General features: G+C 64.5%; 15 protein-coding genes. 13 read left to right on the top strand and 2 right to left on the bottom strand.

What is annotated here, in order from left to right; genetic code table 11:
* Positions 1-60: 60 nt before the first annotated feature.
* Genes ureE through H1B27_RS05010 form a run of 6 tightly spaced genes read left to right on the top strand, consistent with a single transcriptional unit; the run spans position 61 to position 5179 of the window.
* Entirely contained in the window at positions 61-594 is a 534-nt protein-coding gene (gene ureE / locus H1B27_RS05035) for an urease accessory protein UreE (protein ID WP_197965225.1), read from the top strand.
* A 3-nt stretch (positions 595-597) separates the two neighbouring features.
* The gene (locus H1B27_RS05030) at positions 598-1269 is read left to right on the top strand and encodes an urease accessory protein UreF (RefSeq protein ID WP_197965224.1); all 672 of its coding nucleotides are present in this window, start codon (positions 598-600) and stop codon (positions 1267-1269) included.
* A gap of 12 nt (positions 1270-1281) precedes the next feature.
* A complete protein-coding gene (locus H1B27_RS05025; RefSeq protein WP_197965223.1) occupies positions 1282-1977 on the top strand; it encodes an urease subunit gamma in 696 nt (231 codons plus the stop codon).
* Positions 1978-1998: 21 nt separating this feature from the next.
* Positions 1999-3708, top strand: coding sequence for an urease subunit alpha (gene ureC, locus H1B27_RS05020; protein WP_197965222.1), 1710 nt, complete (start codon positions 1999-2001; stop codon positions 3706-3708).
* Between the two features lie 15 nt (positions 3709-3723).
* Positions 3724-4365, top strand: coding sequence for an urease accessory protein UreG (gene ureG / locus H1B27_RS05015; RefSeq protein ID WP_210343221.1), 642 nt, complete (start codon positions 3724-3726; stop codon positions 4363-4365).
* The gene (locus tag H1B27_RS05010; protein ID WP_197965220.1) at positions 4331-5179 is read left to right on the top strand and encodes an urease accessory protein UreD; all 849 of its coding nucleotides are present in this window, start codon (positions 4331-4333) and stop codon (positions 5177-5179) included. Before ureG ends, H1B27_RS05010 begins: the two co-directional genes overlap by 35 nt.
* Before the next feature lie 32 nt (positions 5180-5211).
* Here H1B27_RS05010 and H1B27_RS05005 read toward each other — a convergent pair whose 3' ends face one another.
* Together H1B27_RS05005 and H1B27_RS05000 are read right to left on the bottom strand one after the other, a co-directional pair.
* Positions 5212-7539, bottom strand: a complete 2328-nt coding sequence (locus H1B27_RS05005) for a nitric oxide reductase activation protein NorD (protein ID WP_197965219.1) — start codon at positions 7537-7539, stop codon at positions 5212-5214.
* Positions 7527-8327 (bottom strand): CbbQ/NirQ/NorQ/GpvN family protein, encoded by an 801-nt coding sequence (locus H1B27_RS05000; protein ID WP_197965218.1) that lies wholly within the window; start codon positions 8325-8327, stop codon positions 7527-7529. The genes H1B27_RS05005 and H1B27_RS05000 overlap by 13 nt, the downstream gene beginning before the upstream one ends.
* Before the next feature lie 566 nt (positions 8328-8893).
* Between H1B27_RS05000 and H1B27_RS04995 the strand changes: the two genes are divergently transcribed.
* The 7 genes from H1B27_RS04995 (at position 8894) to H1B27_RS40960 (ending at position 17396) form a co-directional block, all read left to right on the top strand.
* Positions 8894-9403 carry a sigma-70 family RNA polymerase sigma factor gene (locus H1B27_RS04995; RefSeq protein WP_197965217.1) on the top strand — a complete coding sequence of 170 codons (510 nt, stop codon included), beginning with the start codon at positions 8894-8896 and terminating at the stop codon, positions 9401-9403.
* A gap of 114 nt (positions 9404-9517) precedes the next feature.
* Positions 9518-10495, top strand: coding sequence for a FecR family protein (locus tag H1B27_RS04990; RefSeq protein ID WP_197965216.1), 978 nt, complete (start codon positions 9518-9520; stop codon positions 10493-10495).
* 178 nt (positions 10496-10673) lie between these two features.
* Entirely contained in the window at positions 10674-14048 is a 3375-nt protein-coding gene (locus H1B27_RS04985; RefSeq protein WP_197965215.1) for a TonB-dependent receptor domain-containing protein, read from the top strand.
* Positions 14049-14152: 104 nt separating this feature from the next.
* Entirely contained in the window at positions 14153-14776 is a 624-nt protein-coding gene (locus H1B27_RS04980; protein WP_197965214.1) for a biliverdin-producing heme oxygenase, read from the top strand.
* A gap of 345 nt (positions 14777-15121) precedes the next feature.
* The gene (gene exbB, locus H1B27_RS04975; protein WP_246515185.1) at positions 15122-16084 is read left to right on the top strand and encodes a tonB-system energizer ExbB; all 963 of its coding nucleotides are present in this window, start codon (positions 15122-15124) and stop codon (positions 16082-16084) included.
* A 5-nt stretch (positions 16085-16089) separates the two neighbouring features.
* Complete coding sequence (gene exbD, locus H1B27_RS04970; RefSeq protein WP_197965213.1) at positions 16090-16581, top strand: TonB system transport protein ExbD; 492 nt, start codon at positions 16090-16092, stop codon at positions 16579-16581.
* Positions 16578-17396, top strand: coding sequence for an energy transducer TonB family protein (locus H1B27_RS40960; RefSeq protein ID WP_197965212.1), 819 nt, complete (start codon positions 16578-16580; stop codon positions 17394-17396). Before exbD ends, H1B27_RS40960 begins: the two co-directional genes overlap by 4 nt.
* Positions 17397-17644: the final 248 nt, after the last annotated feature.

The raw sequence follows: 17644 nt of genomic DNA, 5'->3' as shown, positions 1-17644 counted from the left end.
GCGGCGGATTGATATCCGCCGCCCATCCTGCTTGATCATCAAATTCGCGAGGTACCTGCGATGCTGCGCATCGAACGCGTGCTGGGGAGCCGGGTCGAGCCCGCTTTGTCCGAGGCGCTTCACCGTCTAGAGCATGAGGGAGCGGTCGATGTCGCCAATGTGCCGGCGACCGATCTGGCGCGGCGGCGTCTCTTGATCACCACGCGCGGCGGTGAGGAGTTGGCGATCGCCTTGCCTCGTCATGAAAAGCTTTTCGACGGCGCCGTGCTGCTGCTGGAGCCCGACCGTGCGATCGTCGTCCGCGCCGCAACCGAACGCTGGTTGCGATTGGAGCCGCGCTCGATCGCCGACGCGGTGGAGCTCGGCTACCACGTCGGCAATCTACACTGGCGGGTGCGGTTTGGCGGCGAGGTGCTGCTGGTTGCGTTGGAAGGCCGGCCGGAAGACTACACTGCGCGCCTGGAAAACCTGATCAGCGCCCGCAGGGTCGGTGTCACGATACTCGATGAAGATACTGCGGACGCGGTCGAAGCCGTCGAGCCGCCCCGGCCTGGTGGTGCCCGCGGCGGCCATCACCATCATCACGATCATTGAGTCATGCTCCGGGTTTTGCAGGCGATCTGGCAGGCGGACGGCGCGTTTCCGAGCGGGGCCTTCGCGTTTTCCTATGGGATCGAGGGTGCTCTCGCGCTTCGCCGTGACATGACTTTGGGCGACTTCGAGGCATTGGTCGCTGCGATGTTGAAGCGGCGCTGGGCCAGCTACGACAGGGTCGCATTGCTGTGGTCGTATCGTGCGGGGGGCGATCTGGAAGCCATCGCAGCGGTCGATCGCGAGGTCGAGGCCTCCACGCTGATTGAGACGTTGCGCACGGGCTCGCGCCGCAATGGGGGGGCCTATCTTGCTTCGCACGCACGGCTGGGCCAGCCATTGGCAATCGCGCTACGCGATGACGTGCAGGCGGGGAATTGTCTGGGACATATCGCCGTCATGCAGGGCGCCGTGTGGTCCGAACTCGGGCTGGACGAGGCGCTGGCGCAACTCTGTTCCGGCTATACGGCTGCGTCCGGCGTGATCACTGCCGCGATCAGGCTGGGTGCCATGGGCGCGCTGCAAGGGCAGGGCGTGCTGCAGCGATGCCTGCCGCTGATCGAGCAACTCGCTGCTCAGGAGGTACCGGATGACGTCGAACTGTCCAGTTTCGTGCCTTTCCTCGATATTGCCGCGGCACGGCACGCCCAGGCCGATCTGCGGCTGTTCGCCAATTGAGGGTGATTTCGAATGCTGCTGACGCCAACCGAACTGGAGCGCCTGACCATCTTCAATGCTGCCGAGCTGGCGCGCCGCCGCCGCGCCCGCGGACTGAAGCTGAACTATCCGGAAGCCGTCGCGTTCATCACCGACGAGATACTGGAGGGCGCGCGTGACGGCCGCTCCGTCGCCGACTTGATCGGCTATGGCTCGACCGTCCTGTCGTCTGCGGACGTGCTGCCCGGCATCGCCGCGATGATGGACATCATCCAGGTGGAATGTGTCTTCCCCGACGGTACCAAGCTCGTCACGGTGCACGAGCCGATCCGGCCCGCTCCGGGCACGGAAGCCGACAACGAACGTCCGGGTCTGTTGTTGGCGCAGGAGGGCCAGATCGCACTCAATGCCGGGCGACGCGCGCTGACCTTGACGGCAGTCAACACCGGCGATCGCCCGATCCAGATCGGCTCGCATTTTCATTTCTTCGAGGTCAACAAAGCGCTCGAGTTCGATCGCGCCAGCGCCATCAACATGCGGCTCGACATTCCGGCCGGGACGGCGGTGCGGTTCGAGCCGGGGGCCTCGAAGGAGATCAATCTGGTCGAGTTCGGCGGCGACCAGCATTTGACCGGACTTAACAATCTCACCGACGGCGCGGCGTCCGATCCCGCTGTTCAAGCGGCAGCGCTGGCGCGAGCCCGCGCGCGCGGCTTCAAGGGCGCCTGAAACCTGGAAGGAGACTGCTGCGTGGCGATGATCGACCGGCGTGACTACGCCGCCCTTTACGGCCCGACCACGGGCGATGCCGTCAGGCTCGGTGATACCTCGCTGTATGCCGTGGTCGAACACGACCATGCGGTCTACGGCGACGAATGCCTGCATGGCGGCGGCAAGACCCTGCGCGACGGCATAGGCATGGCCGGGATCACCAGCGCCGAGGGCGCGCTCGATTTCCTGCTCTGCAACGTGCTGATGATCGATCCGGTGCTGGGGATCGTCAAGGGCGACCTCGGCATCCGCCATGGCCGCATCGTGGGCTTCGGCAAAGCCGGAAATCCCGCCATCATGGATGGCGTCGATCCGAACCTGATCGTCTCCACCGGCACCACGGTGCGGGATTGCGAGGGGCTGATCGCGACCCCCGGCGCCATCGACGTGCACGTGCATTTCGACAGCGCGGGCCTCGTCGAGCATGCGATCGCGAGCGGCATCACTACCATGATCGGCGGCTCGCTTGGACCGATCACGGTCGGCATCGATTCCGGCGGACCGTTCAACACCGGCAAGATGCTGCAGGCCGCCGAGGCCTGGCCGATGAATTTCGGTTTTCTCGGCCGTGGCAATGCCCATCGCGCGGCGCCGATGATCGAGCAGCTCGAGACCGGGGTGATGGGGCTGAAGCTGCACGAGGATTGGGGTTCGATGCCGGCGGCGATCGACACCTGCCTCGAGGTTGCCGATGACTACGATTTCCAGGTTCAGATCCATACCGATACGCTGAATGAATCCGGCTTCGTCGAAAATACTCTGGAAGCGATCGGTGGCCGCACCATTCACATGTACCACACCGAGGGCGCCGGCGGCGGTCATGCGCCCGACATCATCCGCGTCGCCGGCGAAATGCACTGCCTGCCGTCCTCGACCAATCCGACCAATCCCTACACCGTCAACACCTTCGACGAACATCTCGACATGACGATGGTGTGCCACCACCTCAATCCGGCGATTCCCGAGGATGTCGCCTTTGCGGAAAGCCGCATTCGCGCCCAGACCATCGCGGCCGAGGACGTGCTACACGACATTGGCGCGATCTCGATGCTGGGCTCCGATAGCCAGGGCATGGGCCGTATCCACGAAGTGATCTGCCGGACCTGGCAGCTTGCCTCCAAGATGAAGGACCAGCGCGGTGCGTTGCCGGAGGACCAGCCGGGCTTTGGCGACAATGCGCGTATCAAGCGCTACATCGCCAAATACACCATCAATGCCGCCAGGACGTTCGGCATCGCCGACCAAGTCGGATCGCTGGAGCCGGGCAAGATCGCCGACATCGTGGTGTGGCGGCCGGCCTTCTTCGGCATCAAGCCGGAGCTCGTCATCAAGGGCGGCTTTATCGCCTGGGGCGCGATGGGCGACAGCGCGGCATCGCTGATGACGTGCGAGCCGATACTGATGCGGCCGCAATGGGGCGCGTTCGGCAGGGCCGCGTCGGCGCTGTCGGCCTGCTTCGTCCATCCGCTGGCGCTGGCGCGCGACCTGGGCGCCGAGCTGGGGTTGGCGAAGAAGCTGCTGCCGGTGCAAGGCACCCGCAAGCTGAGCAAGCGAGACATGCTGTGGAACGACACATGTCCGCACATCACCGTCGATCCGGAGACCTTCGATGTGTTTGTCGATGGTGTGCTGGCAACTTGCGAGCCGGCCCGTGAACTGCCGCTGGCCCGCCGCTACATGTTGAGGTGAGCCGTGTTTCATGCCTTGCGCGTATCTGACAACGAGGCCCGCGACGGCGCCAGTGCGGCACGGGTCGGAATTGGCGGCCCGGTCGGCTCGGGCAAGACGGCGCTGATCGAGGCGCTGATCCCGGTGCTTCAGAGGCGCAACATCGACTTTGCCGTCGTCACCAACGATCTCGTCACCAAAGAAGATGCCGAGCGGTTGCGGCGCTCCGGACTGATCGATCCTGCCCGCGTTTCGGCGGTCGAGGCTGGCGCCTGCCCGCACACCGTGATCCGGGAAGATCCCACACTGAACATTGCGGCGGGGGACGAACTCGAGGCCCGCTTCCCGGGATTGGAGTTGATCCTGTTCGAATCCGGCGGCGACAATCTCGCCTCGACCTTCTCGCTCGATCTGGTCGACTGGTGGATCTTCGTGATCGACGTCGCCGGCGGCGACGACATTCCGCGCAAGAGAGGGCCCGGCCTGCTGCGTTGTGACCTGCTTGTCGTCAACAAGGTCGATCTCGCGCCGCATGTCGGCGTCGATCTCGATCGCATGCTGGCGGATGCGCGGCAGGTGCGGGGCACGAAGCCGGTGATACCGACCAATTTGAAGAGCGGCGTCGGCGTGGAGGCGGTCGTCGATGCGATCTCTGCTGCAGTCCTGTTCCGGGTCTGAGACCGGGCGTTCGCTCGATGGCGCGTTGGTCGTCGATCGCGCCGGCGGTCGCAGCGTCTTGCGCCGTCAGCAGATCGGCTATCCCCTGCATATCACCCGCGGGTTCTATCTCGATACAGTCAGGCCCGATCTGCTCACGCTCTATCTGCAATCCGCCTCGGGCGGTTTGTATGCCGGCGACCGCATCAAGCTTGACGTGCGCGTTGGTGACCAAGCGGCGTTCCACATGACGACCCAGGCCGCGACCGTCGTGCATGACGGCCGCGCGAGCGGCGCGATCCAGCGACAAGCCGTGAGGGTGGAAGAGGGCGCGTTCTGCGCCTTGACCAGCGATCCCTACGTGCTGTTTCCTGGTGCCGATCTCACCTTGGAAACGGAAGCCGTGGTTGCCGACGATGCCGTGCTGTGTCTCGCCGATGGCTTCGCGGTCCACGATCCCAAAGCGAAGGCGAGGCCGTTCGCGCGCTTCGAGAGCCGGTTGAACGTATCACGCCCGGGCGGCAGGTTGCTGATGAAGGACATCGGCGCGATCGATGGCGACGAGACGCGCAACGGGGTGCTGGGTTCGATGGCCGCCGTGGCAAACTTCGTGCTGATTGCGCCGCCGGACCGATTGCCGGCGTTGGCCGACATGGAGCAGGCCGCCGGCCGCTGTGGCGCGCTGGCCGGATGTTCGTTGGCGCCGAACGGTGCAGGCCTCGTATCGCGTATTCTTGCCCCGGATGGCGGTGTCTTGGCACGCGCACTCGACGCGTCGTTCCATGTCGCAGCCCATGCGGCACTCGATGCCCCCCTGGCGCGTCGAAGGAAGTGATGCCTGTTCCCACTAGCGGACGGGAGCCATTCTCAACGCCGTGCCAGACGGAAATAGAGCTCCGACAGCCGTGCCGGCAGATTCTCAACCCGGGGCACCAGCATGGTGTTGCTGCGTCCGAAGATACGCGGGGCGGAGGCGATGCCGGCTGTGCCGAGCACGACGCCATAGGCGTCGATGCCGCGACTACGGAGATCGACCGCTGCGCGTCTGGCATCCTCGACGAGATCGAGCGGGTCGGAGACATCGATGTCGGACGGCTCCCCGTCGGTGAGCACGATCAGAAGCTTTCGGCTGGTCGAGGTGGTCGTCGCCATCACGTTGCCGGCATGGCGCAATGCCGTGCCGAGCCGGGTCGACAGGCCGGAGCTGAGCCCCGCCAGCCGCGCCCGGCAAGGCCGGTCGTAAGCCTCATCGAAGCCCTTGATACTGGTCATTCTGATATCCTCGCGGCCGTCGGAGGCGAAGGCGAGCAGGCCGAAGGGGTCGCCGAGCTGATCCATGGCCTCGGAGAGAACCGCAACGGCAAGGCGTTCGATATCGAGAACGGTTGCGCCCGATGGTAGTCGGTCGCATGTCGACTGCGAAATATCGATCAGGAGCAGCGCGGAGAGATCGCGATGCACCGATTTCGATGAGCGGAACACGCGGGGGTCGGGCTCCTGGCCGCTGCGCAACGCGATGCCGGCGTCCAGCATCGCATCGACATCGAGGTCGTGCCCGTCATGCTGCCGCTTCAAGCGTACGATGCGGCCGATACGGAGGCCACGCACCAGGCGCGCGACGCGGTTGCGTACGGCTCCCGCGCCGTCGAGCGCGTCTTCGATCGCATGCGGATCGCCAGACTTGGCTGCGACCTCGCGTACGACGGTCCAGTCGGGCCGTTCGATGCCATGGACTCGGTCCCATTCCGGATAGCGCGCGATGACCGTGCCGCGGTCATCGGGCGCGACGGGGCGACCGCGGCCGATCCCGGCCTCGGCGTTGCCAAGCTCGGCCTGCTGGTTACTGCCGTCAGCACTCTCCTGTGCGTCCACGCGCATGGCATCGATGAACAGGTCCAGCACGTCGTCCGGGGGCTGTGCGCCTTCGTCGAAATCCCACAGTCCCAGTCCATCGTCGCGATACACCGGTTCGACCACATAGGTCCTGGCATTGAACTGCACCCGCATCTGGCCGAGATCGTTGCCGAGCAACGTGCCGATCTCGCGGCTGATCGCGGAATCCTCGATGCGCGGCAGCGCGGCTGCGAACAGGGCGCGGCCCTTGGCGACGAAGCCGTCATCGTCGACATGGGCCGGATCGAACAGCGCACGCGCCAGCCGCGCCAGCAGCACCGGGGCGGTCGCGATGCCGCGGGGCTCGGCGACATGGTAGGGCGCCCACAGCCGGCGCAATCCAGGCAGGGCGCGCATTGCCAGTGTCTCGACACGCGCATCCTCGATCAGGTTGACCAGGGCGACCTGTAGCGGCTTCAGCGTGCCGATCGGAAACCGGGCCCGTCCGAGGACCAGATGCGCCTGCGCATGTGCGGTGGCGGCGCGAAACAGCCCGCGGGCGGCATCGCCCCGCACACCGCGATAGGTTTCCGGCAGCCGGATGATCGGACCGGAAATCGTGCTGCGGCGTTGCGGCTTGTCCATGCTGTCGCCAGCCATGCCGCGCAGCAACGGTAGCTCGCCCCACAATGCGGTGGTGAAGGCCTTCACCTCGGCTTCGACATTGGGGAAGCCGACGCCGCCAGGATCGCGCGCGATCATGCGGCGCGCCAAGTCATCCTGCAGGGAGAAGAAGGCAAGACGCCGGTTGCGATCGCCGGCAGCTGAGCGCAGGCCGGCGGTGATGAAATCCTCGAAAGCCTCGATCGTGCCGGGCAGGAGGATTTGTCCCATGCGGCCGGCGGCCGGTAGCACGGACTCCGGCGCCTGCCGCGCCAGCATCTCCATCGCGCGCCACCATCGCGACAGCGCCGCAGCTCCAAAGCTACGGCGCGCGATCGCCAGCGCGTTCAACGATGCGGTTGCGGCGGGCGCACCGGCATGGCGGCAGATTTCGGCGCAGATTTGCGCCGCGCCCAGTAGCGGTGCAATCTCGCGCGTCGACGCGGCGTCGCGGCTCGCCTCCCAATAGGCGATCAAGCAGGCAGGGCCGGCATTGACGTTGACGAGTTCGAGCACTGCGCCGGCCCAGGTCTCGAGTTCGGCAGCATCGAATTGCCTGGAGAGTGCCTCCCACGTCGCCAGAAAGAGCGGCCGCAAGGCGTCGCGCTGGCGCATGATCAGGTGTAGCCGCCTCGCGTCGCCCTCCGGCTCGAACAACACTTGCAGCGTGGCGGAAGGCCTGGCGCTCACGGAACGCATGCCGCGATGGCGTCGGTCAGCGCCGCGCGGATGTCGGGATTATCCGTGATCGGCAGCACGATGCCGGCTCGTACGGCAGCGGCCAGCGGCAGGCCGGCGCGGACCATGCGTCCCGTATGGATCAGCATCCGGGTCGACGCGCCTTCGTCGAGGCCGTGTCCCTGCAAATTGCGGGAGCGCTCGGCGATCCTGACCAGAAGCGTCGCCAGATCACTGTCCGCGCCGCTTTCGCGGGCAATGATCGTGCTCTCGGTGGAGGGTGGGGGATAGCCGAAATCGATGGCGATGAAGCGCTGCTTGGTGGACTCCTTGAGGTCCTTCACCGCGCTCTGGTAGCCGGGATTGTAGGAGATCGTGAGCTGGAAGTCTGCATGCGCCGGTACGATCTCGTTGTGCTTCTCCAGCGGCAGGATGCGCCGCGCGTCGGTCAGCGGATGGATCACCACTGTGGTGTCCTGCCGCGCTTCGACGATTTCGTCGAGATAGCAGATGCCACCGTGACGGGCGGCCTGCGTCAGGGGGCCATCATGCCAGACAGTGCCCGATGGTTCGAGGAGATACCGGCCGGCGAGGTCAGCAGCGGTCATGTCCTCGTGGGCCGCGACCGTGATCAGCGGCTTACCGAGCCGCCACGCCATGTGTTCGACGAACCTGGTCTTGCCGCAGCCGGTCGGTCCCTTCAGCATCACCGGCAGGCGTTCGCTGTAGGCGGCCGTGAAGATGTCGATCTCGGTATCCTGAGGCTCGTAGTAGGGCTCGGTGTTGATCCGATAAGCATCGAGCGGCATGAGGTGCTCCGTTGGGTGAAGGAGCGACGCCTTGAAACGCAAGGCGTTGTCGCCCTTCAAGCATAGGGGATGGCAACCTTTGCCTGGGAGCACGCTGCGGCCCTGGAGCGTGCAAGATGGCGCGCAATAGGCGCTTCAATCGCGATTAGAGCCGAAATGCGCGATCAAGACAAGCAGGTCCTGCGATTGTTCTGCCACCAAGTTCACCATGCGCGGGCATGCGGCTCCGTCGAAAGCTTCTCTCCATATGGGCATCCGAGATCTCGTCCTTGGGATGACTGGCAGTCCCGCACTCGCAGATCGTGTGCACTAATTCATCCACCGTCGCGTGCTGCGCGTCGGCGCAGCAGCTTGTCGAGCGCCTCCGCCGGCGAGAGCACGGGCCGCTGATAGATACAGTAATGGCGGCGGAATTCCGGAGCGCGCAGCTTGATGAAACGCGCACATGGTGCAGCGGCTCACGAAATTGGAGGTGCTCTAAGATATCGATGTTGCGCCACTAATCTCCTGAACGTATGACATGGCTGTCCGCGCCGGTGTGTGGATGCTGTGTGTTTCGGATTCAGATGTCCGATCTAGTGGTTGCCCCTATCGCGGCGCTGATCGAAGCGTATTACGGAGAATTGCGGTCCTACGCCTCCCGCAAGCTCCGCAATCCCGTTGCTGCCGAAGATGTCGTGCAGGAAGCCTGGTTGCGATTTGCCAGCTCGGGCAATGACAAGATCGCCAATCCGCGTGCGTATCTCTACCGGCTCGTCGGCAACCTCGTCATCGATCAGCAGCGCCGCGAGCAGACCCGCCTTGGCGCGGCCGCTCAGTCTTCCGATCATCTCGATGTGGTTGACGAGACGGCCGACACCGAGCGGCAGCTCATGGCGAGGCAGCGGCTGGCGCTTCTGACCAAGGCAGTTTTCGAGTTGCCGCCCCGGTGTCGCGATTGCTTCATCCTTCGACGCTTCGACGACCTCGAGCCGGACGAGATCGCCAAGCGTATGGGAATCAGCCGGAATATGGTTGAAAAGCACCTCCGGCACGCGCTCGTTCACTGTGCCAGGCGTCTGAGCGAAGGCGATTGATTTTTTCTCCCAGCTGACCTCCTCTGTTTTAGAATTGCTCCGTCTTAAAGAGTGAGATGGCGGGCGATCGCCGCTCTTGCGGCGCTGTTTTCATGCTGGAACGACGAATCATCCATGAATGACGGGGAGAAGCCGACGGCCCTGGACGAGGCGGCAGAATGGTATGTGCGCCAAGACACCGGGGTGCTGGATGCCGGCGAGCAGGCGCGCTTCCGGGCATGGCTGATGCAGCCGGCCAATCGTGCGGCTTACGAGGAAGTCGCCGGCGCCTGGGACGATCTCGGCCGCATCCCGCGTCCAGGACTGAGCACGGGATTGCCGCGACAGCGTGATGTCCGCGCGGTCCCGCTTCGGCGGCACCCGTCTCGCACATCCAGGCCCCGCCGCTGGGCGCTCGCGGCCGCGGCGGTCGTGGTGGCCGTCACCGCCGGCTATGCGCTCGACCTTCCCATGCGGCTCGAGGCAGATGCCATGACGGCGACCGGCGAGGTCCGGACCGTGACGCTGGATGATGGCAGCAGCGTCGCCTTGAACACTGCCAGCGCCATCGCCGTCGACTATTCGCGCGAGCGGCGGCGCATTCGCCTCTTGCGCGGCGAGGCCGTGTTTACCGTCGCCAGGGACGCCGCGCGGCCGTTCGTCGTCGCAACCGCGTCCGGCGAAGCGGTCGCGCGCGGCACGGTGTTCGCCGTCCGCAAGGACGACGAGGCCGCGACGGTCACCGTGCTGGAAAGCCATGTGGGCGTGTCCTATCCGGCGGCTGGCCGGACGGCGGTCGAGCTTTCTCCGGGCGAGGCGCTCGATTATTCGCGCCGCGGGCTCGGCGCCGTGCGGGCCGTCGATGCCGATGCGGCGACCGCCTGGCGACGCGGCAAGCTGATCTTCGTCGATCGTCCTCTCGGTGAGGTGATCGCGGAGCTCAATCGCTATCATTCTGGACGGATTCAAATCATCGACGGCTCGATCAGCAGCCATCCGGTCAGTGGTGTCTTCGATACCGGGAATCCTCTGCAAGCACTGGAGGTTATCGAGCAAACTCTCGGTCTGCACTCGACGCGGCTGAGCAGCCTTCTGATCCTGCTGCATCACTGATCAAGAAAAACTTCGCTTCGTCGACCTCCTCTTTTCCAAAGCTCCTGCGTCTCACTCTCGGAAGGCGACTGCACCGGCCCGCGGCCGGTGCGAGTTGCGACGGTGAAGTGACGGGGGCGTGGCGTTGGGGACGAGTACGAGGAAACGGATCGAGGTAGCTTTCCTGGCGACGACGGCGATGTTTGCGACAAGCATGATGTCGTCGGCAGCCATGGCGCAGACTGCGCAGAATCCGAGCAGTGCCGCCGTCCGAACCTATGCGATTCCGGCCGGACCTCTCGCCACCGCGCTCAATCGCTTCGCCGACGCCTCGCAGCTTCAACTGGTCTATAGCGGCGTCATCGCGCGCGGCCGTCAAACCGGCGGTCTCAATGGCGCGTTCACGCCGCAGCAGGCGATAGCGCAGCTTCTGACGGGATCAGGCCTGTCCTATCGCTTCACCAGCGGCAACGCCGTCACGATCTTCGATCCGGCAAACAAGGAGGCCGGCGCGCCGCCTCCCTCCGACGGTTCGCTTCTCCTCGATACGATCGACGTCACGGCCAATCGGCCCGACGGCTTCACGCCCGATACGCCCTATGAGACGCCCGGCTCCGTCTCGCATGTCTCGCGCGAGCAGATCGACCGCGTGCCGCCCACGTCCGCCGGCGACGTGTTCGTCAACGCGCCCGGCGTGATCTCGGCGGGCAGCCATGTCGGCACCTCGATCAATCCCAACATCCGCGGTCTTCAGGGCATGGGACGCGTCGCGACCATGATCGACGGCGCGCGACAGACCACGAGTTCCTACCGCGGCTATATCGGAAATCGCGACGAGACCTATGTCGATCCCGACCTGATCGGCGGCATCGACATCTCCAAGGGGCCGAGCACCGGCGTCGGGGTCGGCGGTATCGCCGGCACGATCAATCTGCGCACCCTCGATGCGGGCGACATCGTCAAGGACGGCCAGTCCTACGGTGTTCGTCTCAAGGGCACGGTCGGCACCAATGCGGTGACGGAACGCGCGCCGAGCTTCCTGTCCAGCACCACGATCAACCCAGTCAGCGAGGGCCGTCCATCGTTCTTCAACGGCGGCTCCCAGTCGGGCAGTGCGGCCGTTGCAGCGATCAAGGAGAATTACGAATTCGTGGTTGCCTATTCGAAGCACGTCCAGGGCAACTATTTCGCCGGGACGGACGTGCCTGCCGGCATCACGTTCAAGCCAGCGGCGAACGCCAATGCGCTCATCGGCCCCGGCCAGGAAGTGTTCAACACGTCGGAGAATACCGACTCGTTCCTGGCCAAGGGAAAGCTGAAATGGGACGACGGCCAATCTCTCGAGCTCGGCTACCTCTCGTATAATTCGCGCTATGGCGAGATCGACGAGCTCAGCTATCAGTTCGCGCTGAACTCGGGGATCCTGCAATATGGCCAGTTTCCGCTCTCGGAAACGCATGTCGATACCTACACGGCCAAGTACAAGTTTCAACCGTCGGACACTCCCCACGTCAACTTCCGGGCCAATCTCTGGCTGAGCGACTCGGCATCGGAGCGTCATGGCCTGCTGCCGGGGCCCTCGGGGGTGACGACCCTTGGCGGCGATACCGGCAACACGTCGGTGTTCGCCACGCCGCTCGGCCAGCTCACCTGGGACAATGGCGTGGAGTTCACGCGCGAGCACGCGACGGCGGAGCAGTTCGCGAGTTCGATTACCGGATCGGAAGGCTGGGAGACCAACGGCCCCTCTGGCGTGCGGCTGATGACCGGAACGTTCAGCAACGCAAGCCTGAAGCCGATCAGCTGGCTGACGCTTTCCGCTGGACTGCGCTACGACCACTACAATTCCGAGGGGGAGGGGTATCTCACCAAGTTTCCGGATCGCTCCGGCGGACGCGCAAGCCCCAATGCCGGCATCACCATTTCGCCGGTTGAAGGCATTCAGTTCTACGGTCAGTACAAGGAAGGCTTCCGTCCGCCGAGCCTTCGCGAATCCCATTGGCACTATCAGGGGCTGCTCTGGAACAACCCGAACCTGCAGCCCGAGATCTCCAAGAACTACGAAGGCGGCGTGAACATCCTGCGCAATGACGTCGTCCGCGCCGGTGACAAGCTTCGCGTCAAGCTGTCCTATTTCGACAATCACTACGACGATTACATCGTCCGCTTCCAGACGGGGGACGAAGGCGTCACGGGTAATCACAAATACCAATGGTACAACATCCACGGCGCAAACTTCCGCGGCTTCGAGATCTCCGGCGGATACGACGCAGGCTCGCTCTTCCTCGAAGGCAATTTCACGAAGTATACGAAGATAGAATATTGCGAGACCGCCTCCACCTGCGCGCCGCCGCTCTCTACGGCGGTTGCCAGCGCGACGGGTGCACTCAAGAACGACTACGCCGCGAACTATGTCCCGCCGGAATATTCCGGAAGCGTCACGGCGGGCATCCGGCTATTCGACCAGAGACTGACATTGGGTGCGCGGACGCAATTCTCCTCGGCGCGCTCGGGCAGCGTCTGGCCGCCATCCGGCTCGGCGACGTTCAGCTGGCCGTCCTACCGCGTGTACGACCTCTTCGGCAGTTACAAGATCGACGCCAATTCGATCGTGAACTTCAGCATCGAGAACATCACCGATCAATACTATTTCGGCGCGCTCACCTCGATCGGCGTCCCGTCTCCAGGCCGTACGGCCCGTGTCAGCTACACGACGACGCTGGACGACACCAGTCCGCTGGTCCGCAAGCTCCCACAAGTCAAATTGGGCAATGCCTCGCGCGGCGCGCCGGGAAGCGACTGGACCGGCTTGTATGTTGGCGGGCATCTCGGCTACGGCCTCGGCAAGAGCCGGGGAGTGACCAAGACCGGCAACGGAACGCCTGGCGCTGTCGCCGCGACGGAGTCGGCCAACGTCGACGTCTCCGATCTCACGAGGGGATTCCAGGGCGGATTCAACTATCAGTTCGCCAACCGCGTGGTGATCGGTGCCGAGGGCGAATTCTCCTGGACCAAGCTGAGGGCGACGCAGGACGCGATCGCAACCGAGTCGGCGCAGCTGGCGGCGGGCAGCTTCCTCCAGGCCAAGACCGACTACAGGTTCGACTGGACGGCATCCCTGCGCGCGCGGCTCGGCTACGCCTTCGATCGCACCTTGCTCTATGCGGTAGGCGGCATCGCGTTCCTGAACGAGACCGAAACGCGCACGCAATATCTGGCACAGACCGGAGCGGTGGCCGGCACGCAGGTGAGGTTCATGGAACAAGCCTCGGCGATACGCCGCGGTTGGACCTTGGGCGCGGGCTTCGAGTATGCGCTCACCAATCATTGGACGCTGAAGGGCGAGTATTCCTATGACCATTTCGGCAATCAGGAATTTCTCTTCCCGGGTGCCACCGCCGGAGCCATGGGTCCATCGACCGTGAGGGTCTGCGTTGTGTTTCTGCCGAACGGCACATGCCGTGTCTACACCAACCGGACAGTGCCGGGCTCCTCCCAAACCACCAACGGACGCAAGGCGGAGAACGACCTCGACCTGCATGCAATCAAGTTCGGCGTGAACTATCGCTTCTGATCGTTCCGATGATGAGGACAGCAATCCGAATCAGCTTCGACATGACGAACGAGCAGGCACCACCTTCGGATCAGATCAATCGCGCCTTCAGGGAGAACCAGCGCATGAGCACCGCCGACATCGAAACGCCTCTCGAAACCAGCCGGTCCAGACGCCTCAAAGCCGAGACGGAGGGGCAGCACAACAGTCTCGATGAATCGATCATGGCGCAAAACCCCTTCGCCAGCCGTGAGAGGTATGGCCGCTTCGTCAACGTGCAGCATGAATTCCATCGGACGATCGATCCGCTCTATTCCAGTCCGAGGCTCGGTCAATTGCTGCCCGACCTCGCAAGCCGGCGGCGGTTTGGATTGATCGGACAGGATCTGAGCGATCTGGGCGTCGCGCCGATCGTCGTCCGCGACGAAGCCGAATTCAGCCATGCGGACGCCGGGATCGACCTGCCGACGGCGCTCGGCTGGCTCTACGTCGCGGAGGGCTCGAATCTCGGCGCGGCGTTTTTGCTCAAGGCCGCTGGAAAACTCGGCTTGTCGGAGTCCTTCGGCGCCCGCCATCTGGCGGCAGCACCGGAGGGGCGCGCCGCGCATTGGAAGGCGTTCACGGCGGCGCTCGATGCCGTGAACCTCTCCGGCCCCGAGGAGGAACGTGCCGTCGCCGGAGCGCGAGCTGCTTTTTCCCGCGTGCAGGAGCTGGTGTCCCGTCTGCTGCATCCAGCGGCGGGGAAATGACGGCGAGCGAATAGCCACCGGCAAGAGGCCATGATGAGCGCTGAATTGGTGTTTGCTGCATCGTTTTTTATCTTCTTGAACACTTGCACGGTCTTCACTTGCCTGCCCGAAGGAAAGCGCCTTTGGGTCATGCAAGCGATCGTAGCGTTCGTCGTCGGCGTCTTCGTCAAGGGCTTTCCTTCGCGTGAGGATGGGCAAACCGCAAGCCAGCGAAAACTGATCGTTTCAGAAGCTAGCCAGCCAGCGGTGCGCATCATTTGCCGAACGGTCGGTGACGCGGAGGATGCGCGGACGCCGAACGCCTCCGTGAATGTGAACTGGAAAAGACGATGGGAAGGACGTGACATGACACGCTCGGAGAAGCGGCGTTGGACGATGACGACGATCGTGCTGATCGTCACCTTGGCGTCGGGATTATCCTGCGCGATGGCAGAGCAGCCGGACACGCCGCCTGCCGCGAGCCTCACTGCTCCGGCCAGCCAGCCGGTTTCGGCAGAGGTTGCAGAGGCGGTCAAGCCGGCCTTGGCCGGGACCGTCCCGGCCGTTCGTTCCGAGGGTTCGTCGCGGAGCCCGGACCCGCGCGCCGGCATGCCGCATGACCTGTCACCGCTGGGAATGTTTGCTGCGGCCGACTGGGTGGTCAAGGCCGTGATGCTCGGCCTTGCATTTGCGTCGCTCGTGACCTGGATGGTGCTGTTCGTGAAGGCTGTCGAGATTGCCTGCGCGCGGGCGCGGGCCCAACGCGCGTTCGACGTCATCACGGCTTCGGACAGCCTCGCCGCAGCCGAAGACGCACTGATCGAGCGCGGCGGGCCTGCCGCCTTCATGGTGCGATCGGCCAGCGAGGAAATGGCGCGTTCGGCGGCGGCGCTGAACTTTGCCGGCAATGTCGGTCTCAAGGAGCGTGTCGTTTCGTGGCTTGTCCGTATCGAGGCCCAGGCCGGCCGGCGCCTGACCCGGGGTACCGGGCTCTTGGCGACGATCGGTTCGACCGCTCCCTTTGTCGGCCTGTTCGGGACGGTGTGGGGCATCATGAACGCCTTCATCGGTATCTCGCAGGCACAGACGACCAATCTCGCCGTGGTCGCGCCCGGCATCGCCGAGGCCCTGCTCGCCACTGCGATGGGTCTCGTCGCGGCGATTCCGGCGGTGGTCCTCTACAATGTGTTCGCCCGCACCATCACCGGCTATCGCCAATTGCTCGCCGACGTGGCGGCCGGGGTCGAGCGCCTCGTCAGCCGCGATCTCGATTTCCGCAAGGTTCCGGACGCCGTGGAGCGGGCGGCGCTTCCGCTGGCAGCCGAGTAGACGTCATGGCCGGTGGAATACGCGATCGCGTCGATGACGGACTCGAAGAGAACCACGACATCAATGTCACGCCGTTCATCGACGTGATGCTGGTGCTGCTCATCATCTTCATGGTGGCGGCTCCGCTCGCGACAGTGGATATCCATGTCGACTTGCCGGCGTCGACCGCCCAGCCTGTACCCCGTCCCGACAGGCCGCTCTATCTGTCCCTGAAGGAAGATCTGACAGTCGCTCTCGGCAACGACCCGGTGGCGCGCGAGAGCCTTCAGGCCGCACTGGACGGCGCTACGCAAGGCAACAAGGACACGCGCATCTTCGTGCGAGCCGACAGGACGGTCGACTACCAGCATCTCATGGAGGTGATGAACTTGCTGCGGGGGGCCGGCTATCTGAAGGTCGCGCTGGTCGGCCTTGAGCTCGCACCCGCACCGGCGACGGTCGATACCGGCGTTCCCGGAAAAGATCCGACGTCGCCGCCGGCGACAGGTGCACCGTGAATCGTTCCGGCGGATTCGTCACGCGCGAGGTCAGGCTTGCGGAGGCGGCGCTCTGGGCCGCCGGGGCGGTCTTCACGGTTGCGTTCCATGCGGGGATCGCAGCCTGGCTGCTGCGATCCGACCTCGTGGTTGCCGCGGCCGACGCACCGCCTACCGCCGTCATGATCGAATTGGCCGAGGTGCCGCAGGCGGCGATGACGGAAATGAACGAGCTCACGCCGGCGTTGAGATCCGTCGAGGAAAACGTCGCCCAGCTCGAGCAGAAGCAGGAGGAGGCGCCCAAGGACCCGCCGCCCGAACCGACGGTCGAACCCGAGCCTGTCGAGCAGGTGGTCAGGGAGAAACCGCCACACCTGGAGAAGGTCGAGGTTTCGCTACCAGCGGCTGCACCCAAAATGGAAAAGCCAACGCAGAAGCCAAAACCGCGCAAGAAGCACGCCGCAACGGAAGCCCAAGCCGCGATCCGCGCCCAGGCACAAGCCCAACAATCGAGCCGCACCGCCGCCGCGCAGACGGCGTCTGGGGCCTCCTCGCTGTCACCTGCCAGCTGGCAATCGCTCCTGATGGGACATCTGGAACGGCACAAGCGCTATCCGTCAGGTGCCCAGTCGAGGGGCGAGGGCGGCGTTGCCTATGTGCGCTTCTCCATTGATGAGAGAGGGAATGTGCTCTCCGCAAGCCTCGCCCGTTCGGCAGGCTCAGCTGAACTCGACCGAGAGGTGATCGCGCTGGTACACCGTGCCTCGCCGGTACCAGCACCCCCGGCAGGCGCCAGGCGATCCATCACGGCGCCTGTACGCTTCAGCACGCGATGACACATCATGGTTCTGCTGCAAGATGGTCTGTGTGACTGCGGTCTCCGGGGCGTCAGGTGCCATCTGTTCTTTCGATGCGTGCGTGATTGCCGTGCCGAGTTCCGCGGTGGCACTATTCTTCACTGTAGCGCGCTACGCCGGTCATGTACTCGAGCTACGCGCGTGTCGCATCGTATCGACATTGAAAGGCACTTGCTTCGCATCAACGAACGGGCTGGCGCGACCACCTATACTACAAGATGGCTGTC

It is taken from the genome of Bradyrhizobium diversitatis (assembly GCF_016031635.1).
GTDB lineage: Bacteria > Pseudomonadota > Alphaproteobacteria > Rhizobiales > Xanthobacteraceae > Bradyrhizobium > Bradyrhizobium diversitatis.
The sequence above is the reverse complement of the archived record's forward strand: the minus strand, read 5'-3'. Positions and strand labels throughout refer to the sequence as shown.